This window comes from Edaphobacter sp. 4G125 (assembly GCF_014274685.1).
Taxonomy (GTDB): domain Bacteria; phylum Acidobacteriota; class Terriglobia; order Terriglobales; family Acidobacteriaceae; genus Edaphobacter.
This window is the reverse complement of the sequence record NZ_CP060393.1, coordinates 2,527,600-2,548,472: the sequence shown is the minus strand read 5'-3', so window position 1 is coordinate 2,548,472 and position 20,873 is coordinate 2,527,600. Positions and strand designations below refer to the sequence as shown.

The window sequence follows — 20,873 nt, the reverse complement described above, 5'->3', positions numbered from 1 at the left end:
TGTATCCTCAAAAAAGGAGCTTTTTGTGCATCGAAGATATCCGGTTTATATTGCCTTTTTCCTGATTGCATTCTGCGGAATATTTACTGGCTGCCGCCAGGAAGGGAAGAAGGAATCCTCTTCTAAATATCCCGAAAAGACTTTCCAGGTAAAAGGTAAAGTCGTCAGTACCGACGCTACGCACGTGACTCTGGACCATGAGGATGTGCCCGGCTTTATGGAGGCGATGACGATGCCTTATAAGCTGAAAGATCCCGGCATCGTGGGCGAATTGCATCCCGGCGATCGCATTACCGCTACCATTCATGTTCAGCAGGATGCAGCAGGTTTTCGCGATCCGCAGTTGGATAACATCGTCATTGTTGCCCAGGCGCGACCCGACTATAAACCGGCGGCTCAATATCATGTTCCGCAGGTTGGCGATGTCGTTCCTGATTTCCGGATGTTGAATCAGAGCGCTAAAACGATCCATCTGGGGCAGTTTCATGGAAAGGTTCTGGTCGCTACGTTCATCTATACGCGCTGTCCTTTGGCCGATTACTGCCCGCGGATGAGCCAGAACTTCGCAGAGATTGACCAGCAGCTCGCAGGGGATGATGCACTGTACAAAAAGACGCATCTGCTCAGTATTAGCTTCGATCCGTCTTACGATACGCCCGCGGTGCTGCGAACGTATGGCGAGGCTTATGCGGGGAAACATGCCAAGGAGGCCTTTGAGCACTGGGATTTTGCCGCTCCCTCTGAGAAGGAACTACCGCAAGTGGCGCAATTCTTTGGCGTAGGAATTACACCAGGGGAGAACCAAACCTTGAACCATTCCCTCTCGACCGTGGTGATTGGAAAGGATGGCAAGATCGCAGCCTGGTTTCCTACCAACGAATGGAAACCGGAAGAGGTCGTTGCGGTGATCAAGAAAGCAGCTGCGGAGTAGTTTTCAGCTGCTACAGATATAGGCTTCGAGATGGCGGATTGTCTCTTCCTGTTCGGTAATGATCCAGTTCACAAGATCTCCGATGGAGACAACTCCAATGACCTTGGAACCTTCTCGGACAGGCAGGTGCCGGATGCGATTTCTTGTCATGATCAGCATACAGTCTCCAATCGTATGCTCGGGTGAGACGCATAAGGCTGGGCTGCTCATGATCTCAGACGCAGCGGTTTCTTTCGAGGAGCGGCCCTGAAGAATTACTTTGCGCGCATAATCCCGTTCAGAGATCACTCCGATAAGATCGTTTTCCTGCATAACGAGAAGAGCGCCGATCTCTCTTTCGGCCATGATTTCCATGCAGCGATATACAGAAGTGTCGGGAGTTGCGGACCAGATATCGCGAGATTTTTTCTTTAGAACCGCACCGACTGTGGATGCCAGCTCACTCATAGACGGTCTCCAAATGGCAAATAATTAAGAACCTGCTCGATATAGCTGCGCTCAAGCAGAGAAGCAGCTTAGTCTCGTATTGGCGTGTTTGGCAAAGGGGGCGCCCAGATCAGGTATTCTGTGGATTGCCGACGTGCGGCGAACTTCAAGGAGCGTAGGTATTTATGGCAAAGTTGACGATTGTATTTGCAGTACTGCTGATTTTATTGGGATTGATCGGCTTTGTTTCTACCGGAAGCGCGCATCCGACCGCGCTGATTCCTTCTGGTGTGGGGGTCGTGTTTGCCATCTTTGGCATTCTCTCGAACACGCCCGATCCTAAGAAACGAATGCTGTGGATGCACATCTCGGTGACGGTGGCGTTACTGGCGTTTCTCGGTACGCTGCCGGCAGGAATTCAGGCCATGCGGCTATCGCATGGGGCAGAATACGCGCATCCTGTTGCCGTTCTTGAAAAGGCAGCGATGTCACTTCTGTGTCTGATTTATGTGTTGTTCTGTGTGCGTTCGTTTATCAACGCGCGAGTGCAACGAAGCTAGGCGGGTGTCCGATCCAATTTGCATATCCTGGGACTCCGTAGCTGCCGATAGAAGCGTAAACTGCCAATAAGATGCCTTCTATCGGACCTGCCAGCTTCGGAGCGCCAGGACTAAAAGCTGCCGACCGCCCGTCGAGAAGCACACGAAGTTCCGTCGATACACCTACCCGTCAAAAACCGAATCTGCAGAGAGTGCTTCCTGAGATGTGGAAGCTGATGAAGCCGCGCGCGCTACTGCTAGGTGGCAGTTTCCTGCTCATGGTCATCAATCGTGCGAGCGGACTGATCCTTCCTGGTTCTGCGCGATATCTGATCGATAACGTGGTAGGAAAACACCTGGTCAACCAGTTGCCAATCATTATCGGTGTGGTTGTGGCAGCGACTATTGTGCAGGGTATTACTTCTTACACTCTCACCCAGCTTCTTTCCAAGGAAGGGCAGCGACTAATAGCTGAACTACGCATCAAGGCACAACAGCATGTTGGAAGTCTTCCAGTTGCGTTTTATGACGCCAACCGCACCGGTGCTCTGGTGGCCCGCATTATGACTGATGTTGAAGGTGTCCGGAACCTGATCGGAACTGGCATCATCGATTTCCTTGGCGGCCTTCTTACGGCGTTATTTGCCTTTGGTTATCTCATTCACCTTAGCGTACAGATGACGCTGGTGACGTTTGCCATCCTTGTGATCTTTGGCTTGATTCTGCAACGGGCTTTTAAGACGATTCGTCCCATCTTTCGTGAGAGAGCCAAGATCAACTCCGAAGTGACGGGAAGGCTAACGGAATCACTGGGGGGGGTGCGCGTGATTAAGGGTTATCACGCAGAAGAGAGTGAAGCGGAAACGTTTGCCTTAGGGGCACATCGACTTTTGGCCAATGTGATCTCGTCTCTGACGGCGCAGTCGCTGATGTCGCTGGCCTCCACGGTCGTACTCGGCCTTGTTGGCGCTCTGGTGATGTATCTGGGAGCCCATCAGATGATTGGAGGCAAGCTCACAACTGGTGGTTATGTCACTTATGTAATGTTCTTAGCGTTTATGATTGCACCCATCGTGCAGTTGGTTTCCATCGGAACGCAATTGACAGAGGCTGCTGCTGGACTAGATCGTACTATCGAACTACTCGGAGAAAAGACCGAAGATGCAGATCCTCGCCGTACAAATGAACTTGAGTCATTGCGGGGAGAGGTCGTTTTTCGAGACGTGACGTTTGCGTATGAGCCGGATAAAACAGTGCTGCACGGTATCAGCTTTGAGTCGCACCCAGGGAGCGTTACCGCACTGGTGGGTTCATCTGGTTCAGGTAAGTCGACGATTATCTCCCTTGTCTGTGCTTTTCATACCGCTACGACAGGGCAGGTCCTGGTCGATGGTGTGGATCTCGCTACAGTCCGCTTGCCAAGCTACAGGAGTCAGTTGGGTGTTGTATTGCAGGAGACTTTTCTATTTGATGGAACGATTCGTGAAAACATTCTGTTTTCGCATCCTGCAGCTACCAAAGAGGAGTTCCTGAATGCTTGTCGTATTGCCCGCGTGGATGAGTTCGCAGAACGATTCTCGGATGGCTACGAGACGATCGTAGGTGAACGTGGTGTGAAGCTTTCTGGCGGGCAACGGCAACGACTTTCGATTGCACGAGCAATCCTGGCAGATCCTCGCATTCTGATTCTGGACGAGGCCACCAGTTCTCTCGACTCGGAGTCTGAAGCAATGATCCAGGCTGGCCTGAATCATCTGATGCAAGGTAGAACGACGTTCGTGATTGCCCATCGACTCTCTACGATTCGGCGAGCCGATCAGATCCTTGTCGTAGAACAAGGCGATATCGTCGAACGCGGGACGCATGAGGCGCTGTATGCAATGGGTGGCCGTTATTACGACCTATACACACGCCAACATGGGTTGGAATCGAACCTATTTCTTGCTCCCGGCGAAGGAGATAAGGTGGAGGAGCCGGAGACGTCAGAGGTCTAAGTCCAAGTTTTAATTGGATCACGAGAAAGGGGAGGAGAGTTTCATGCAGTTGACGAGTAATAGTTTCAAAGATGGTGAATTGATTCCGGGTGAGTTTTGTTTCGCTATCGAAAGCGCGGAGAATCATATTGCACTCAGCGCGAACCGAAATCCCCATCTTGCATGGTCGGCTGCTCCAGCAGGGACTGAATCCTTTGCTCTGATCGTTCACGATCCTGATGTGTCTAGTAAGGGAGATGATGTAAACAAAGAGGGAAGAGAAGTTTCATCAGACCTTCTCCGCGTGAACTTCTATCACTGGTTATTAATCGACATCCCGGCATCCGTGGGCGAGATCGCTGCAGGAAGCCAGAGCAATGGGGTTACTCCCCATGGGAAGCGTGGCCCGGCAGCTCCCGGCGGGATGCGGCATGGGATCAATCACTACACCCAATGGTTTGCAAGTGACCCGCAGATGGAAGGGGATTACTTTGGCTATGATGGACCCTGCCCTCCCTGGAATGATTCCATCATGCACCACTACGTCTTTACGTTATATGCTCTGGACACAAAAGCGCTGGAGGTAGACGGTGAACTGACATCGGAGAATATTTTGGCAGCGATACAGGGGCATGTTTTGTCCAAAGCGAGCCTGACTGGGAAGTATTCGCTGAATCCCAGGATCAATCGAAATTGAATGAAGTAGTATGGATGAACCGGAATTAGCTTTAACATTGCTTTAAGCTAGTTCCCAGATGCACGTCTTCGACCCAGACGCTGCTTATGGTCTTTACTCAAGGATTTTGTAGATGAAATTGTGCCTTTCTGTGCTTCTCTCTGTGTTTTCCTTCTTTGTACTTCCGTCCCATGCGCAGATGGGGGTGTACATAAACCCCATAGGAATCCGGGTTAGCAATTCGCAGTCTGATTCAGGCATCTTTTCGTTCCTGGGACAGGGAACCACCTCGCGGATGTTCTGGGGCGCGAATATCGGTTTTTACGACGATTTTTTCCATGGAAAGAATGTGGATGTAGGAGTGGATCTTCGAGACACCGTGGTGGGAGGAAACGACGCGAGGCTGAACAGCTTTCTGGTCGGTGGACGGGTAGTGATGAAGTCTTTCTCTCCTTCCTGGCGTCCGTATGTTCAGGTTTCGGGAGGTCTGGGAACAACGCGAGCGCCGCATACCTCGATCCATCTCAATCGCGGACAATATGCGGTCTACGGCGGCGCAGACTACAAACTGAACCGCTACTTTGATCTCAAGGTTCTTGAGGTTGGGTACGGCTCATTGTCGACCATCAGCAACTCTTCTTTCGGAAATACGACTGCGTCGTACCCTGCATCGAAATTGCTTCAGGTGAGCTGGGGACTGGTCTTTCGTATCCGTTAGATACTGAATCCCGTACCGAACGCGGAATCAGGAAACTAAAACAGGAATGCGGGAAGAGACAACTTCGCAGATCTGACGGTGGATGTCTTCAATGGAGGCATCGTTGCGAATGGCAACGACCCTGTTTGATTCTCGATTGGCGATAGTCTCGTATGCTTCATAGACACGATGGTAGAAAGCATCGTTTTCACGTTCGAACCGGTTTTCGTCCGTCCCCTTCTGCTTAGCATTTCTTTGGTTCCGGCGACGTGCACGCGCAAGGGAACTTTCGAGTGATGGGAGAAGGAGCAACGTAAGATCGGGTTGCAGATTATCGCAGACTGCACGGTGCATAGCGAGGATGCGCTCACTTCCAAGTTGACGGCCGCCCCCCTGATAGGCTTCTGAGGAGTCGGTGTAGCGGTCACAGAGAACAATTGCTCCCGATTCAAGTGCGGGGAGGATGATTTCGTGAATGGCTTGAGCCCGATCGGCAAACATCAATGCCATTTCGGCAAGCGGTGAAATGGCCCCCAGCGTAGATTCAGAGCGGGAATCGAGCAGAATCGACCGAATACGGTCACCAAGCGCGGTGCCGCCGGGCTGACGAAGCGTGATCACTTTATGACTCTGGGCCTCAAGCCAGGCCGTGAGCCGGCGAAGCTGCGTGGTCTTGCCAGAGCCGTCTAATCCTTCGAAAGTGATGAAGTAACCACGTGCCATAAGAAAGGATAGCAGGCTCTGTTGGAAAGCCGGGCCGAGCGCAGCTACCGAATCGCAGGCAAAAGGCATCTTAATCAGCAGAACGTAGAGTTCGGCAGGAGATGGGACGCGATGCTGACATTTATTTGGATTGGAGCCCTCTTCATTCTGACGCTAGTCGCTTTGTTCGCATACTCTTCACGGAATAAGAAGACACTGCCTTATCTGGTACATGGCGACTCGCACACAAATCCTCTTACGAACACGGACATTCAACAGCAGCCCGATAGAAAGCGGGTTGATGGGAGAGGTGATGATTAAAGAACAGCGGATGCTCAAGGGGAGAGCATCCGCTGTGCCTGGAATTATTTCGATTGATCGATGGTTTTTAGATTTGCGGCCGCATAGCGTTCGCCTGCTACTTCACTTAGAGGAACAGCGGCTTCTAATTCTGCAACTTCAGTCCCAGTGAGCTGAATCTCTGCTGCTGCCGCATTTTCTTCCAGATACTTTCTGCGTTTTGTTCCAGGGATTGGAGCCATATTGTTACCTTTTGCTAGTACCCAAGCCAGAGCAAGCTGCCCCGGCTTGACTCCTTTTCGTTCCGCGATTACGCGAATGCGGGCAACAATCACCTGATTCTTATCAAGGTTCTCTTCTGCGAAGCGTGGATAGCGCTGAGCCCGGAAATCGCTGCTGCTGAGATCACTGGGCGTCGTTAACGTCCCCGTAAGGAACCCACGGCCAAGGGGAGAATATGGTACAAAGCCAATCCCCAACTCCTGTATCGTAGGAAGGATTTCCGCCTCGACGTGGCGTTCCCATAAGGAATACTCCGTCTGAAGCGCCGTAACGGGATGGATCTTGTGAGCTCGACGAATCGTTGAGGGAGAGGCTTCAGAAAGTCCCAGGTACTTCACCTTGCCGTCTTTGACCAGTTCGCTCATGGCGCCCACAGTCTCTTCAATGGGAACCTCAGGATCGACCCGATGTTGATAGTAGAGGTCGATGTAGTCGACACCGAGTCGTTTGAGTGATGCGTCGCAAGCGCTCTTGACGTATTCAGGCTTACCGCTGATCGCCCAATAGCTGGGATCATCTTTTTTGCGGATATTCGCAAATTTCGTAGCGAGAAAGACTTCATCGCGGCGAGAGCGAATGGTACGCCCGATCAGTTCTTCATTGTCACCGATCCCATAAGTATCGGCGGTATCCAGAAAATTGATCCCAAGATCAAGCGCCCGGAGAATCGTCGCCGCAGATTCTTCATCGTTGCGGTCGCCATAAAACTCGCTCATTCCCATGCAGCCGAGCCCCATGCGGGAAACAACTGCCCCTTGTGAACCAAGTCTGATCTGTTGAATGCTCATGGCGGTTAGATGGTGTAGAAGATTATCAGGCTTCGCTTTCTTGTTGTGCAGCAGACTAATTCAATTACTTTGCTCGCGTATGGTTCTGCCATTGAATCTCATGAGGAAGAATCGTGATGGTCAAAGGACCCTCATCGCCCTCGTTGAGTGTTGGCCCTTCTGACTTCTGTTCCTGATGGGCAGAGTTCGTATAGGTGAGTTTGATCTTGCCATCGCCCAGAACCTTGAAGCGATAATGAAAGTCGGCGCCTGCGGCGAGAGATTGCGTTCCAAAGCTGGCGCTTGGATAGTCGACTTCGATCAGGTCGATGGTTTGAGAGCTACGGTTCTGAATGGTGGCTGTAACAAAGGCGGAGCGGCAGCCAGCCAAAGCAATAACAGGGATCAAAGCCAAAATACGATAAAGACGCATACGTTAATAGCGTACCAGTGTGATGAATTCAAACGTAGAACGCGGGCGAACGTTCAAGGATACGAGCCGTCAATACAACCCCGGTCCGGTTATCGTGAAGCGTGATCGGAAAAGCGAGTACGCTCCAGGTGGCGTTTTGTTCTCCAGTACGCGGAAGAGCAAGAAGGCCGCGTCTGGTGCGATCAATGTAAGTCTCCCGGGTTTGTGCGACCGTCCGTAGCACATCGCGCCAATCGCGCATCAAGGTAGGCATCTCGTCAAAGACGCAGCGGCCGGGGAACCAGTCACGTGACTGACCAAGATATTCAGCGGCGGCGTCATTGCAATAGAGCCACACTCCGTGGTCATCGAAGATTTGGACCAACACATCGGAACCAATCGCCAGTGAGATCCTCGAGTAAAAAAAGTCACGTGCGTCGACAACAACAGGCGAACCTAGGTGCTTGGCTTTCAGCGAACTCAAGGCGGATAGAAGGTCTTCAACCGAACTGTAACCCTTCAGCAGATGCATATCTTCAGCTCCGCCAAAATGTCGTTCGAGAGTGGCGGAGAGGATGATGATGGGAACTTGGGGACGTTTCTGCCGGAGATGTGCCGCGACCTCGGTTCCAAAACGTCCAGAGCCGAGGTGATAGTCAAGAACGGCGATGTCGATATTGTTGAAGGCTTCTGTCGCTTCTTCGATCGTAGAGGCGGGGATGCAATGATATCCGTGCTGTCGAAGGATCGCTGTGCGAAGGTGAAGGTTGGCAGGTTCGTCATCCAGCAGAAGGACACGAACATCGGGTGTGCTTTCGGGCACACGAATCTCTTCGTTGGGTGGTTCCACGATCATTGGCCATTTAGATGCAATAGATCCTGCATCCGTCAATGTGAACTTTAGTTTTTTGACCGGAAAGCAGGGAGATCATGATTTCGACGGATTTTTCAGTCCTCGTAGAAGTTCAGGAAGACGGTTCATCAGGGCGACGACACGAAGCCATTGCCGATTATCGATCGCAGGATAGCCGCTGACGACTTTTCCTGATTCAACGTCTCCGGGAATGCCACTTTGGGCCGTGGCGATAACTCCATCCCCGACCGTGCAGTGTCCCGCAACGCCCACCTGCCCGGCAAGGATAACAGCGTTGCCGATCGTAGACGACCCGGCAAGCCCGACCTGGGCGCAAAGAAGGGTATTTTTTCCTACGTCGGAGCCATGACCGACCTGGACGAGATTATCGATCTTCGTACCGGAACCGATGCGGGTCTCTCCAATTGAGGCTCGGTCGATGCAGGCATTGGCTTGTACTTCGACGTTGTTCTCCAGGATGGTTGGTCCGGATTGCAGAATCTTGTACCAGCTTCCGTCGGCTTGCTTCGCAAATCCGAAGCCGTCCGCGCCGATCACAGCGCCATTCTGAACAATGACGTTGTCGCCAACGACACAATGTTCGCGAATGACAGCATGGGAATGAAGGAAAAGAGCTTTACCGGCACGGACATTGTCATAGAGGACTGAATGCGGTAAAAGAATTGCATTCTCACCCAGAACAACGTTTTCTCCGATGACCACGTAAGCCCCGATATGCGCGTTTTCACCGATCTTGGCTGTAGCTGAGATCACGGCTGTAGGGTGAATGCCAGGCGCATAAGCAGGAGGCTGATAAAAAAGCTCAATCGCACGGGCGAAGGCTAGATAGGGATTCTTGATCCTCAGCGTAGCGGCAGCAATCTCAGCAAAATCTGGCTCTACAAGAACTGCCGATGCCTGAGTGGTTCGCGCCAGTGAGGCATATTTCGGATTCGCAACAAAGGCGAGCTCTCCCGGCTTTGCCGTCTCGATGGAGGCAACTCCGGTAATGCTGATCGAGGGATCACCCTGAAGAGTGGCTCCCAGGCGCTGGGCAATGTCGGCAAGTTTCATAGAGTGATGATAGTAGGCTGTGCAGGTTGGCAAACCAGGGAAGTGAAATAGGGAGATGAAGACAAGTATCCCGCTAATTGGGTTTGGCGTTGGGTGGAAGGTTGCGGAACAAATCTTCCTGCAGAGAAGGGATAGAGGATGAGCCCGGCAATGGTTTTTTGCGAGAAGGTGTCGTAATTACCGCCAGCAACTGCAATTCGGAGATGGCCGACCGAGGGATATAGATTCGCTGGGTATTCGAACGGACATCAGGCGGAAGAAGGAAAAGACCGGCGTCATGAAGGATGTCATCCATCAACGAGAGATCGAGAGGCGCAAGTCCCTCAAATTGCTCGAGTTCGGAAGTGGGTGAGGGCTGTCCCCGAAAGGTGAGCCGGAGCCATAGCCCTTCAGTTCGAGGTCGGGCAAGAAAAGTCTTTCGGGTAAGCCGTTCAGGAGCTACAGGATCATTCAGATTGAAGTCCCGGACATAACAAATATGTTTGATATCCTGCAAAGCCACCTGGGTCACTCGCCCCGAGAGGTCCAGCAGGTCGATGACGCGGTCTTCTCCCGAGGCACGGAACCTAACGAAGCCGGACAGGGGGAGATAGCCCGCGAGCGTGTCGCCATGCAGACGACGAACGATAACTTTTTTATGCGCCGAAGACATTGACCCTGTGGCGGATTGTCGCACGTGAGAGTGAGATTCAGTTGAAAAAGCTGCGCGTGGAGTAGTCAATTGGCCAACGCTGTGTTACAGTCAGCTTTTGCGTCTCGGTAATGAGAGCATTCTAAGCGATTGATTCTCCGTGGCTTATGTGTTACACGCGAGATTCGACGCTTAAGACCGGCTTGGAGCGATTGCAACCGATATGGCCGATTACATCTATCTTTTAGAGAGCCGGCTTTCTCAGGCACAACAACATGCGCTTGAAAAAGTACGGGAGATTGCACGTATAAAAGGACTTACCAGCTTTTTAGTAGGCGGAGCGGTACGCGACCTGACCAGTGGGTCGCCAGTACGCGATCTTGATGTAGTGGTTCAGGGAAATGCTCTCAAACTGAAGAAAGATATAGAGAAGTCTGGTGGATTCATCTCCGGGGAATCGGAGACGACCCAGTCTTTTTTTGTAGATTTTCCCGGCGAAGTCCGGATGGAGATTGGTTCGACGTTGTCTGCTACCTATCCGAAGCCCGGAAAGCCGGTCTACAAGGCCGATACCATTCTGGCAGACCTTCGGCGACGTGACTTTACGGCCAATGCCATGGGGCTCTCCCTGAACCAGGGATCGTATGGTCTGTTGATGGATCCTCTGAACGGGGTTGCGGATATCGAGAACCGTGAGCTTCGTCTCGTGAATAACTATGGGTTCATTGAAGATCCGGCCCAGATGATCCGGGCAGTCCGTCTGATGGCCCGGCTTGGATGGCAGATGGATGAGCGTACCCGCAGCCGCTATGAGACAGGCAAAGAAGAAGGCTATATCTCAGTCATGTCTGCCTGGCAGCGGAACTATGAGACGGAGGAGATCTTCCACGAAGAAGACCCCCTTCGAGTGATTTCTAAGCTAGAGTCGGAGGGATGGCTAAAGCTGCTCAATCCAACGCTGGGATCCAGTAAAGTGAACGCCAGTGAGCTGGAGCGGTTACGCGATATCCAGATGCAATTGCAGATCCATGGTATCCATGCAGAAATCGCTGCGGCGAGTTTCCCTCTTTTGACTGCAAAACTGACGCCGAAGGACGTAGCCTCTCTTAAGAAGAGCTTTATCCGACAGGGTTTTGTTCGTCAGATCGACGCTTTGGAATCTGAGGGCAAGGCCTTTGCCGCGCAGCTTTCGAGCAAAGAGGCTTCTGCCCCCTCGCAGGCATGGAAACTGCTGCACGCTACTCGCCCTGAGGCCGTGCTGTGGGCTGCCCACCATGTAAAGGCAGCTGGAGTTCAAAACAAGCTGAAGGCCTTCTATACGGACTGGCCACAGGCAAGACAGAAGATTCCGTTTACGCTCATGCAGGAGATGCGGATTACGCCAGACCTGCCTGGGTACGACGAACTGGTCGAGAAGCTGTTCTTCGAATTTATGGATAACCACCTGTCCACGGTGGAGGAGCAGAAGGCATTTCTCGAACCCTATTCTCCTCCTGCGCCTCCGCCGCCGGTTAATCTCCGTCGCGCTCGTGCGACGAAGAAAGAGCCGAAGGCACCGAAAGGGCGCAAGAAGACTGCTGTTGAATCCGAAGCGACAGCTGTTGTGACTCCTGAAGTTGCAGCTCAGCCGGCCCAGGAGAAGCAGGAAAAACAGAAGAAGGCGGTTGCTGGCAAGGTAGCTCCGGTAGCTGCAAAGAAGGCTCCAGCTCCGGCTGCCAAACCACCTGCGAAAAAAGTTCCCGTAAAGGCTCCGGCCAAGAAGGCGGTCGTCAAAAAGAATCCGCCCAAGAAGGCTGTTGTAGCTGCGAAAAAACCTGCCAAGAAGGTGACGCCAGCGAAGACGGTGGCCAAGAAGCCCACACCTTCAAAGAAAGCCGCGCCAGCGAAGAAGACCGCCGTCAAAAAAACTCCAGCAAAGCCTTCACCGAAGAAAGCTCCAGCCAAGAAAGTTGCAAAGAAAAAACGGTAACCACTCGAAGTCCGGAGATTGCAGGAATCCCTTTTTCCAGCATCTCCGGCTTTGTGTTGCTGTAGAAGAGCTGGGACCGTCAGACTACTGGAAGAACGCTAGTAGCGTGAACAGGAAGACCCAGAAGAGTCCCATGGCGTGCCAGTACCACGCAGAGCAATCAACGAGTATCTGCTTGGTTTCCAGCTGGCGGGAAACATAGAAGGCGATCAAAGAAGCCACCAATCCACCGATGCCGAGGAACAGGTGGATGGCGTGCGTGTAGGTGATCAGATAGAAGAAGTGGCTGCTTGGATTGGAAGCAAAGAAGACATGCTGAAGGGCTAGTTGTCTCCACGCCTCTGCCTGTCCGGCAAGAAACAGCAGACCCAGAACCGTTGTCGCCGCCAACCAAGGCAGGGCGCGGCGTGTAATCGGCTTCCCAAGCCCAAGCCACTCATCCATAACATCGTTTTCCCGGAACATCGATCGGCGGGCAATTTCCATCGTCACAGAGCTCAGCAAAAGTACTGCTGTATTGAGCCAAAGAATGGGAGGAATCGTGGTCGGCAGCCACTGGTTGACATAACGGTTATAGACATCGATGTGACCGCTGTTCTGCGCGACAAAGAAGGCGCTGACAATGGCGACAAAGAACATTGTGTCACCCGCGAGCGCAAAGAAGAGGCCCAGGCGCGCACGACTTAACTTTTCGCGAGGTCCGCGCCGACCTTGTGGACGATCATTCCAATTGTCGTTGTCTCCGCCGCCTCCCGTCCGTTTATCGGTAGGCGGACGACGGCCATGGCCGCTGTCATGATCATCAAGACGGCGTTTCTTTTCCCATTCGGTATTGGTCGGTGTAAAAGTCGAGGGCATGGCAGCGAGCCTCTAGAGACCTCTGGATACAGCTTACTCCGGTTTGATGCTTTGGAAAGCTTTCTCGTTCTAGAGTAATCGGGGAAAGGGGAATTGCCGGCTGGGCAACACGTAAAGCGGGTTAGCGCCCGACGAGACGCTGCCACCAGCTTTTGGGCTTCATGTCATCGTAGAGGTCGAACATCTCAAGCTGGGGTGCCAAGGGCTTATCAGTAAAAGCAGCCAGGGGATTCGAAACACATAGCAGATGGGCATAGTCCGGCCCATATTTGCTGGCTACCAGCTCCATCGCTTCCCGCATCCTGGGTGGCCGCGAGGTCGTATTGTGAGCATCGGTGGCAAGAAAGTGTACCCAGCGCTTGGAGAGCAGTTCGTGAGAGATGCGTTGAGCCGTTCTCCCCATATGCCCGAGCACGGATCCGGCCGTCACCTGAATTAGCACTCCACTCTGTAGCCAGCCGACCAGACGTTTCAGATCTCCCTGAAGCGTCAGATTCCGCTCCGGGTGTGTGAGGATAGGAATCAACCCATCCAATTGCATCTGATAGAAAACCTCATGAAGCGTGGGAGGAAGTGCACGGTCTGGGATCTCGACCAGAAGATAACCTCCGCCGTTCAGAGAAAAGCGGGTAGGTTCTTTATGTGCCAGCTGGATGTTGTCGTACGTGATATGGAAGTCTGATCCTCGGCCGAGTTTGATTGAAATATTCTCGCTGTCAAGACGCCGTTGTAGGTCAGCGATCTTCGCTGTGATCTGTTCTGGATCGTATTCATAATTGCCGTTGGCGTGAGGAGTGCAGGCAATGTGCGTAATGCCATCAGCGGCCGCAATGCGCGCCATCTCAAGGGAGACTTCCAGGCTGGTAGATCCGTCGTCCTGGTCCCAAAGCAGATGATGGTGAATATCGATCATCGTTTATCTGTCTGTACCGTGATCCGGTTATTTTGCTACTGCAAGTGATTCGACCATCGAACGGAAGAGAAGCAGCCCATCAGCAGAGCCGAGAAGATTCTCGCTCGAGCGGTCCGGATGCGGCATCATCCCCAGCACGTTTCGGCCTTCACTCAAAACTCCGGCGATATTCTCGAGAGAACCGTTGGGATTTGCATCGGCTGTGATCTCGCCTGCCGGAGTGGAGTAGCGGAACGCAATGCGATCTTCTGCCTTAAGCTTGTTCAAGGTTGCGGCGTCGCAGAAGTAGTTTCCTTCCATGTGTCCGATCGGCATCTGCAAAACACGTCCATGATCCAGGCCATGTGTAAACGGGGAATCGGAAGTTTCGGTGCGCAGGTAGACCTGTTTGCAGATGTAGCGCTGGTTGGCATTGCGCATCAGCGCGCCTGGCAGCAGGCCGGATTCGCAAAGGATCTGGAAGCCGTTACAAATCCCAAAGACCAGGCCGCCATCTTTGGCAAACCGGACGACCGACTGCATGATAGGGGAAAACTTAGCAATCGCTCCCGTGCGCAGATAGTCGCCATAGGCGAAGCCTCCAGGAACCAGGATGGCGTCGCAGCCCTGAAGATCTTCAGAGGCATGCCACAGAAATGTAACGGGTTGCTTCGCAATCGCATCGATCACGTTATAGGTATCGTGATCACAGTTGGAGCCTGGAAAAACCAGAACGCCGAATTTCATACCTTAAGGATAGCATCCGAGCGATTGCGCTTATCAGTTTGAACATAAGATGCGTTTGTCAGAAAAGCTATCCTGTCTGTCCAGACTGCGATACGGTATTTCTCAGCAATGAAAGACAAATCAGGAATGACAGCGCCAGGCTCATCTCAGACTCCGTCTTCACTGCGCACGGCTGGTAGCGCTTTGGTGAACTGGTGGCGTGCCGCCACGCTCGATGCGCTCATCATAGGCGTGCTCTGGCTTATCGGCTTGAAACTGATTCATGTCCCATTGGCCCCGTTCTGGGCTTTGTTGGGCGCGATCCTGCAGATCATCCCAACCTTTGGAGCGATGCTTGCTCTGATTGGCCCTGTCATCTCCATCGCGGTACAAGGGCCGGATGATTGGTGGCGGCTGGGTTTGGTTTTCGGCCTCTACGCCCTGATTATGTTTCTCGAAGGGTTGGTGATTGGCCCTTATGTTTTGCATCGCACGACCAAGGTGCCTTGGTGGGCGGCATTCCTCGGCCCTATTGTGATGGGAATCATCATCCCGTTCTGGGGAGTGCTGCTGGCTCCACCGCTTTTGGCTGTGATCTTTGCGCTGCGTGATCGAAATAAAGTGCGTTTGTAGGTCAGGCACCGAGCTTGTAGCGTGTCTCTGCCAGGCGATATAGCGGCCGCCATACCAGACGATTGATCGTTACCACCATACCTGCCATCACGATGGTTGCGAGCAGCAAAAGATGAAACTTTCCGGAGTCCGTAGCGGCGCTGATCACAGCACCCAATCCAAGAGTCTGTAGCGTCTGATTTTTCAGGTGAAAGTATTCAGCAATGATACTGGCGTTCCATGCCCCGCCAGATGCCGTGACCAAGCCTGTAATGAGATAAGGAAAGATTCCCGGCAGGATCAGTGTGCGCCATCGCTGCGCCGAAGAGAAGCGGAAAAGCGTCGCCACCTCGCGCAGGTCGGTGGGGATCGCCATTGCGCCGGCAATCACATTGAACAGAATGTACCACTGGGTTCCCAGCATCATCAGGATAATGGAACCCACGCCGAGGCCGCCTCCAATTCTGACGAGCGCCATCAGCACGACAGGGAAGAGTGCAGTTGCAGGAACGGAGGCAGCAATCTGGGCCAGAGGCTGTGCAATGCGCGCAAGACGGGGATGGAAACCGATCGAGACACCGGCAGGGATCGTCCAGACAGAGGCTAGCAATAGTGCAACGTTGACCCGGAGAAAGGTCGCCAACGCTCCTTCCAGGATCTGCACAAACTCCGATCGCTGTACGTCCTTGAGGAGTGCCAGGGCTTGAAATGCTGCATAAACCACCCCACATACCGCAAGAACGATAATGACCGTACGGATCAACGCATTCCAGCGCTCACGGTTCTTCTGGGTTGCAGCGCTATGGGGATCCCCTGAAGCCTCTGCGCGGTGGCGTTTCTCCGCAATTTTTTGATAGATGGCCTCGGAGAGGGGTTGAATCGTATGGCTTCGTAGGGTGTGCAGAGCGCGCGAATGTTGCAGCAGGTGGAGCAAGGGGGATCGGATACGAGATTTGGTTTCGACCTGTTCGAACTTGAACTTATCGCTCCATGCGATGATCGGTCGCCAGACCAATTGATCGGTCGCAACGATAATGGCGACCATCGTAAACAGCCCCCAACTGATCGCCGACGCATTTCCCGTGCTGGCTGCGGTCTGGAGATACGATCCAAGCCCAGGCAGACGAAAATCGCGTGTTCCCAGCACAAACATTTCGCAGGCCATCAAAAAGAACCAGCCGCCCGCCACCGAAACCATCGAATTCCACACCAGGCCAATCGCAGCGTAAGGAAGCTCAAGCTCGACTAGCCGTTGCCAGTGAGAAAAACGGTATATGCTTGCCGCTTCGCGCAGTTCTCGAGGGATGCTCTTCAGCGAAGAATAAAAGCTGAAGGCCATGTTCCATACCTGACCGGTAAAGATGAGAATAATTGCTCCCATCTCGACACCGATTTGGCGCGTGGGAAAGAGGGCGACCATCGCCAGCATGACACCCGGTAGAAAACTCAACACTGGAATCGATTGGAGGATATCCAATCCAGCAATCATGAATGCTTCTACGCGAGGGTTGTAGGCGGCAATATAGCCATACGCGATGGCAAACGCGAGGCTGAGCGCATAGGCGAGCCAGATGCGGACAATGGAGTAAAAAGCGTAGAGAGGCAGTGCATGAGGGCTTAGTGAGATGGTAATGCTCGGCATCGGATGGCCGAACCAGTACCGTGCAAGCTGCACGAGCCCATAGAAACAGGCCAACCCGATTCCTGCAACGCAGAGATCAATGACAAAGGGCCAGCTGCGTCGCAGTACCTGCGACCTGGCCAGCATTTCGCTGTTCCGAACCTGGTTGAATCTGTCCGGAAGCTGGATCATGCGTCGGTCTCCGCTACCGTGGCCGAATCAGCCTCTTGCTTCTCAGCCTGAATAAATCGGCGCCGAGACGCATCGAAATCGAACAGCTCGGCATAGCGCCCCCAGTTAATCGCCGTCTCGAGCTGTAGAAGAGTTTCGTCTTCGCTGAACTGCTCATCGAGCATGTCGTGAAAGAACTCCTCTGGAACGCTCTTGTCGCTCTTCGCCTCAATCGCTCGCACAATCTGGCGCAACAACAACACGTTCTCAACCGCGGCATTACGGAACAGTTCTTTCTGACGAAGAATCTCTGAGTTGGCGTACTCGGCTCCCGTAGGAGTGATGACAGCATCCCCCTCTGTCACAGTAAGGAAGCCAAGAAGTTGCGCCGCGTCCACAATCGGAAGCAGGTCGTCGATCTCAAAGGCCAGATCGTCTGCCAGTCGATAGATGTCGTCTTTGCCGTTGTGGTCGAGCAGAATCTCCAGAAGACCGGCGATACCTCCCGGACGGGCATGGGGCAGCATCTGGTAATGCATCTGGCGCTGGTCCCGCACCGGTTTGCCCGTCGGAGTCAGGGGTAGGGCTGGGGGCTGCGCTTCCGGCTGTGTGAGCACTTTGTAGATGTAATCCACCAGCTGCGTAAAGGCCGCGGCTTTTCGCTCTCTGGGGTGGGCCAGGGCAACCTTAAAATCTGTCCTCACATGTCCAGGGTTTCGGCCAAGAACAATAATCCGATCCGCGAGGAGCACCGCTTCTTCAATATTGTGCGTAACGATGAAGATGGCTCGTGTAGGAATCGTTTTGTTCTGCCAAAGCTCCAGCAGTTCACTGCGAAGATTTTCCGCAGTCAAAACGTCAAGCGCCGAGAAGGGCTCATCCATAAAGAGCACCTCGGGCTCGACGACCAGCGCACGCGCAAAGCCTACTCGCTGGCGCATTCCCCCGGAGAGCTCTTTGGGGTATGCCGCCTGGAACCCGTCCAGACCGACGGTATCCAGTATCTTCAGTGCTCGTTTTCGCCGCTCAGCAGGTTCCATTCCCTGCGCTTTCAGTGGAGCTTCGACGTTTTCTGCAACGGTCAGCCACGGAAACAACGCAAAACTTTGGAAGACAATGGCGACATTAACATTCGCCTGAGCGACTGGCTTCTCGTGCCAGTACACCTGGCCGGCAGAAGGAGTTGATAAGCCGGTGAGCATACGCAGCAGGGTCGATTTGCCCGAGCCAGACGGGCCCAGCAATGCGACGATCTCGCCTTCGCTGATGGAAAGATCGGTGGGCGAGATAACCTGAATCCGGTTCTCGCTCGGTTGCGCGTAGTATTTTTCGACCTGCTCGGCACGTATGATTACTTGCTGCATAAGCTAATGGACTAGGACGAAGATAATTGATGGAAACCAAGATTGAGCGATACCGCAAGGCTCTGCGCTCAGCGTATCATTAGTTAGCAGTGAACATAAGGAAAGCGACAAAGATAGATCGCTCCAGCCTAAAGTTTAACCACTTCAATGGGGAAGATTACGAATGTCAGAGATGCCGAATACGACATCAAAACGGAGAGTTCTCGTCGCCGATGACGAGCAGGTCATTGCAAATACCCTGGCCATTATTTTAAATCAGGCGGGGTTTGAGGCGCGCGCTGTATTTAGCGGCGAAAAAGCGGTCGAGATGCTCGACAGTTTTCAGCCAGACATGCTCATTAGCGATGTCATCATGACAGGAATGACCGGAATCGAGGCCGCGATTATCACCCGTCAACGCCTCCCGTCCTGCAAAATTCTCTTGTTTTCAGGACAGGCAGCGACGGCTGACTTGCTGGAGAAAGCTCGCGCTCAAGGGCACGAGTTCGAGATTCTGGCCAAACCCGTTCATCCAACCGATCTGCTCGCCAAGCTAAGGAGCTGATCGGCGCACTTTTTAATGATCTTTTGATGTTCTTAGGCTTGGGGCGGAACTTTGGTGTCGCCTCGCTTCAAATATGTTTCCGTTCCTTCAGTTTTACGGCTGGAATCCCGGCATAAACCGTCCATGCCTCCAGATTTCGGGTTGCCACTGACCCAAGCCCCAGGACAGCTCCTTCTTCTACATGCACCCCGGGCGCAACAGAGGCGCGAGCGCAGACCCAGCTGTAGGCCCCGAAATTCATGGCAAAGGCAAGCAAAGGAAAAGCTGGATCGTCATAGTCATGGGTTGCCCCACAGACATACGCGTCCTGAGAAAGGATGGCATGAGATCCAAAAGATATGGGAGCTGGATTGTAAATCTCCGCTCCATCCGCCGCGGTCACCTGATCTGCACAGATCAGATTCCACGGAGCCCATACTTTGGATTTGGGGTAAAAATGGCAATTCGGCCCCATTTTCGCCCCAAATAGGCGCAACAGAGATGAGCGCCATCTGTGAAACGGCCGAGGAGATGTGCGGTAAAAAAACACCCAGCAGAGATTCCACACCAAGCGACGGATGCGCAGCGACAGGGAAAAGGCAGGACGCAGATAGGGATCGGCTGCTGTCTCTGAAGAGATATGATCTGCCGCGTTGTAATGGACCGGTCGTGGCATAGAGATCTCAAGAGTGGGAGAGTACAGTCTTTCCCTTGGGTCCTTTCGATGCTTCGAAGAGTTGAAGAATCATCCTTGCGCTCTCGCGCATATCATAGCGCTGCCGGAAACACTGAACTGCTCTCTCCCCCATCGCAAGACGCTCTTCCGAAGGTGTTGCAATCCATCGCTCGAGCAGCCGCAGCGTCCCTTCTTCAGTATCGGATTCCATAAATCCTGCCTGATCGTTGGCAATCACCTCAGCAATATTAACCTTATCGGATAACAGGACAGGCTTTCGGCAACTCATTGCTTCTGCAACAGCGATCCCAAAGTTCTCCTGGTGGGAAGGAAGAATAAAAGCCTCAGACGTATAAAAGGCTCCCCATTTAGCATCGCCTGCTAGCATACCTGGCCAGTGGATGCGATGATCCACTCCAAGGTCGCGCGCTATCTGCCGGAGCTCTTCGCCCCACCCTTGCAGATCCGGTCCCGCCATAACCAGGTGGAGTCCCGCATCCATATGTGCCGCTTTTCCAAAAGCGCGGATCAGTAGATCGCATCCTTTTTTGCGATGAATCCGGCTGAGATAGAGAAGGAATCTGTGATTTCTGACATCGGGACAACGCTCAAAGAATGTTTCAGCGAGATTCGCGGGATTCCGATCAGGAACTCCGCTCGTTCCGTAAGGAACAATATGAGGGGTCCATCGATGGAGCGAAAAGCTTTGTTCTGCAAGGTCCCGTTCTGCTGTTGAGGTAAACAGGACGCGATAAGCATCCCGCAGAACCCGATATTCCACCGGAGCCCAATAAAGCCACTTTTTTAGATGCTTCAGCAAAGATATATGTTTGAAATAGGGATCAAGCATCCCATGGGGAAAGACCATATACGGCGTATCGGTTCCGGCCAGCGCTCTCCAGGTTGCAAAGCCGCAATAATTCCAAAGTCCATCGACTACCACACCATCGAACCGCGAATGATTTTCTCTCAACCAGGGGACAAGCTTTGACGAATAGCTGTAACCATATCCTGAATTTCCAGAACCTACGGCGTGGACTGGAAAATCGATGTTTTTCAGGAATGGTTCCGCAGGGTTATCCAATGTGACAGCTTCGCCAAAATAGCCGATGTCCTTATAGCTCAAAAAGGTTCGCACTGCCTGGCTTGGGCCGCCCGCTTCCGGACTGAGCGTTCCAATAAGATGTAGGATCTGCAT

23 protein-coding genes are annotated in these 20,873 nt (G+C 53.0%); 9 read left to right on the top strand and 14 right to left on the bottom strand.

All coding sequences use genetic code 11. The features are described 5' to 3' along the window. The first annotated feature begins 25 nt into the window (after positions 1-25). Positions 26-931, top strand: a complete 906-nt coding sequence (locus tag H7846_RS10735; protein ID WP_255460552.1) for an SCO family protein — start codon at positions 26-28, stop codon at positions 929-931. A 3-nt stretch (positions 932-934) separates the two neighbouring features. Here H7846_RS10735 and H7846_RS10730 read toward each other — a convergent pair whose 3' ends face one another. Beyond that, on the bottom strand, positions 935-1,378 hold the full coding sequence (locus H7846_RS10730) for a CBS domain-containing protein (protein ID WP_186692017.1): 444 nt from the start codon (positions 1,376-1,378) through the stop codon (positions 935-937). 164 nt (positions 1,379-1,542) lie between these two features. On the opposite strand from H7846_RS10730, the gene H7846_RS10725 reads away from it, so the two are divergent. The 4 genes from H7846_RS10725 to H7846_RS10710 all read left to right on the top strand — a co-directional run bounded on the left by H7846_RS10725 (position 1,543) and on the right by H7846_RS10710 (position 5,263). Beyond that, positions 1,543-1,917, top strand: coding sequence for a hypothetical protein (locus tag H7846_RS10725; RefSeq protein WP_186692015.1), 375 nt, complete (start codon positions 1,543-1,545; stop codon positions 1,915-1,917). Between the two features lie 71 nt (positions 1,918-1,988). Further along, on the top strand, positions 1,989-3,890 hold the full coding sequence (locus tag H7846_RS10720; protein WP_186692013.1) for an ABC transporter ATP-binding protein: 1,902 nt from the start codon (positions 1,989-1,991) through the stop codon (positions 3,888-3,890). 43 nt (positions 3,891-3,933) lie between these two features. Then, positions 3,934-4,566, top strand: coding sequence for a YbhB/YbcL family Raf kinase inhibitor-like protein (locus H7846_RS10715; protein WP_186692011.1), 633 nt, complete (start codon positions 3,934-3,936; stop codon positions 4,564-4,566). Positions 4,567-4,678: 112 nt separating this feature from the next. Then, entirely contained in the window at positions 4,679-5,263 is a 585-nt protein-coding gene (locus H7846_RS10710) for a hypothetical protein (RefSeq protein ID WP_186692010.1), read from the top strand. A gap of 27 nt (positions 5,264-5,290) precedes the next feature. Here the strand turns inward: H7846_RS10710 and tmk are convergent, their stop codons facing one another. Continuing rightward, positions 5,291-5,965, bottom strand: a complete 675-nt coding sequence (tmk, locus tag H7846_RS10705) for a dTMP kinase (protein WP_186696313.1) — start codon at positions 5,963-5,965, stop codon at positions 5,291-5,293. A 111-nt stretch (positions 5,966-6,076) separates the two neighbouring features. Here tmk and H7846_RS17905 point away from each other — a divergent pair, with 111 nt between their 5' ends. Next, complete coding sequence (locus H7846_RS17905) at positions 6,077-6,265, top strand: hypothetical protein (RefSeq protein ID WP_222597491.1); 189 nt, start codon at positions 6,077-6,079, stop codon at positions 6,263-6,265. A gap of 44 nt (positions 6,266-6,309) precedes the next feature. Here H7846_RS17905 and H7846_RS10700 read toward each other — a convergent pair whose 3' ends face one another. The 5 genes from H7846_RS10700 to H7846_RS10680 form a co-directional block, all read right to left on the bottom strand. After that, complete coding sequence (locus H7846_RS10700; RefSeq protein WP_255460985.1) at positions 6,310-7,263, bottom strand: aldo/keto reductase; 954 nt, start codon at positions 7,261-7,263, stop codon at positions 6,310-6,312. A 115-nt stretch (positions 7,264-7,378) separates the two neighbouring features. Continuing rightward, positions 7,379-7,726, bottom strand: coding sequence for a putative periplasmic lipoprotein (locus H7846_RS10695; protein ID WP_186692006.1), 348 nt, complete (start codon positions 7,724-7,726; stop codon positions 7,379-7,381). Positions 7,727-7,754: 28 nt separating this feature from the next. Beyond that, positions 7,755-8,561 (bottom strand): response regulator, encoded by an 807-nt coding sequence (locus tag H7846_RS10690; protein ID WP_186692005.1) that lies wholly within the window; start codon positions 8,559-8,561, stop codon positions 7,755-7,757. 72 nt (positions 8,562-8,633) lie between these two features. Then, a complete protein-coding gene (gene lpxD, locus H7846_RS10685) occupies positions 8,634-9,632 on the bottom strand; it encodes a UDP-3-O-(3-hydroxymyristoyl)glucosamine N-acyltransferase (RefSeq protein ID WP_186692003.1) in 999 nt (332 codons plus the stop codon). A gap of 73 nt (positions 9,633-9,705) precedes the next feature. Beyond that, complete coding sequence (locus H7846_RS10680; protein WP_186692001.1) at positions 9,706-10,284, bottom strand: DUF6982 domain-containing protein; 579 nt, start codon at positions 10,282-10,284, stop codon at positions 9,706-9,708. Positions 10,285-10,486: 202 nt separating this feature from the next. On the opposite strand from H7846_RS10680, the gene H7846_RS10675 reads away from it, so the two are divergent. After that, complete coding sequence (locus H7846_RS10675; protein WP_186691999.1) at positions 10,487-12,232, top strand: CCA tRNA nucleotidyltransferase; 1,746 nt, start codon at positions 10,487-10,489, stop codon at positions 12,230-12,232. A gap of 84 nt (positions 12,233-12,316) precedes the next feature. Here H7846_RS10675 and H7846_RS10670 read toward each other — a convergent pair whose 3' ends face one another. From H7846_RS10670 to purQ, 3 genes are all read right to left on the bottom strand, one after another. Continuing rightward, positions 12,317-13,090 carry a cytochrome c oxidase subunit 3 gene (locus H7846_RS10670; RefSeq protein WP_186691997.1) on the bottom strand — a complete coding sequence of 258 codons (774 nt, stop codon included), beginning with the start codon at positions 13,088-13,090 and terminating at the stop codon, positions 12,317-12,319. 121 nt (positions 13,091-13,211) lie between these two features. After that, positions 13,212-14,003: a tyrosine-protein phosphatase gene (locus H7846_RS10665; protein WP_186691995.1), complete on the bottom strand. Its 792-nt coding sequence runs from the start codon at positions 14,001-14,003 to the stop codon at positions 13,212-13,214. 27 nt (positions 14,004-14,030) lie between these two features. Next, positions 14,031-14,729 (bottom strand): phosphoribosylformylglycinamidine synthase subunit PurQ, encoded by a 699-nt coding sequence (gene purQ / locus H7846_RS10660; RefSeq protein ID WP_186691993.1) that lies wholly within the window; start codon positions 14,727-14,729, stop codon positions 14,031-14,033. Between the two features lie 126 nt (positions 14,730-14,855). Here purQ and H7846_RS10655 point away from each other — a divergent pair, with 126 nt between their 5' ends. Next, complete coding sequence (locus H7846_RS10655; protein WP_186691991.1) at positions 14,856-15,341, top strand: AI-2E family transporter; 486 nt, start codon at positions 14,856-14,858, stop codon at positions 15,339-15,341. A 1-nt stretch (position 15,342) separates the two neighbouring features. Here the strand turns inward: H7846_RS10655 and H7846_RS10650 are convergent, their stop codons facing one another. Further along, positions 15,343-17,133: an ABC transporter permease gene (locus tag H7846_RS10650; protein WP_186691989.1), complete on the bottom strand. Its 1,791-nt coding sequence runs from the start codon at positions 17,131-17,133 to the stop codon at positions 15,343-15,345. After that, positions 17,130-18,476 (bottom strand): ABC transporter ATP-binding protein, encoded by a 1,347-nt coding sequence (locus tag H7846_RS10645; protein WP_186691987.1) that lies wholly within the window; start codon positions 18,474-18,476, stop codon positions 17,130-17,132. The genes H7846_RS10650 and H7846_RS10645 overlap by 4 nt, the downstream gene beginning before the upstream one ends. A 172-nt stretch (positions 18,477-18,648) precedes the next feature. Here H7846_RS10645 and H7846_RS10640 point away from each other — a divergent pair, with 172 nt between their 5' ends. Beyond that, positions 18,649-19,020 carry a response regulator gene (locus H7846_RS10640; RefSeq protein ID WP_370561240.1) on the top strand — a complete coding sequence of 124 codons (372 nt, stop codon included), beginning with the start codon at positions 18,649-18,651 and terminating at the stop codon, positions 19,018-19,020. A 67-nt stretch (positions 19,021-19,087) separates the two neighbouring features. On the opposite strand, the gene H7846_RS10635 is transcribed toward H7846_RS10640, so the two are convergent. Beyond that, the gene (locus H7846_RS10635) at positions 19,088-19,675 is read right to left on the bottom strand and encodes an LbetaH domain-containing protein (RefSeq protein WP_186691984.1); all 588 of its coding nucleotides are present in this window, start codon (positions 19,673-19,675) and stop codon (positions 19,088-19,090) included. A gap of 7 nt (positions 19,676-19,682) precedes the next feature. Next, positions 19,683-20,873 carry a glycosyltransferase gene (locus tag H7846_RS10630; RefSeq protein ID WP_186691982.1) on the bottom strand — a complete coding sequence of 397 codons (1,191 nt, stop codon included), beginning with the start codon at positions 20,871-20,873 and terminating at the stop codon, positions 19,683-19,685.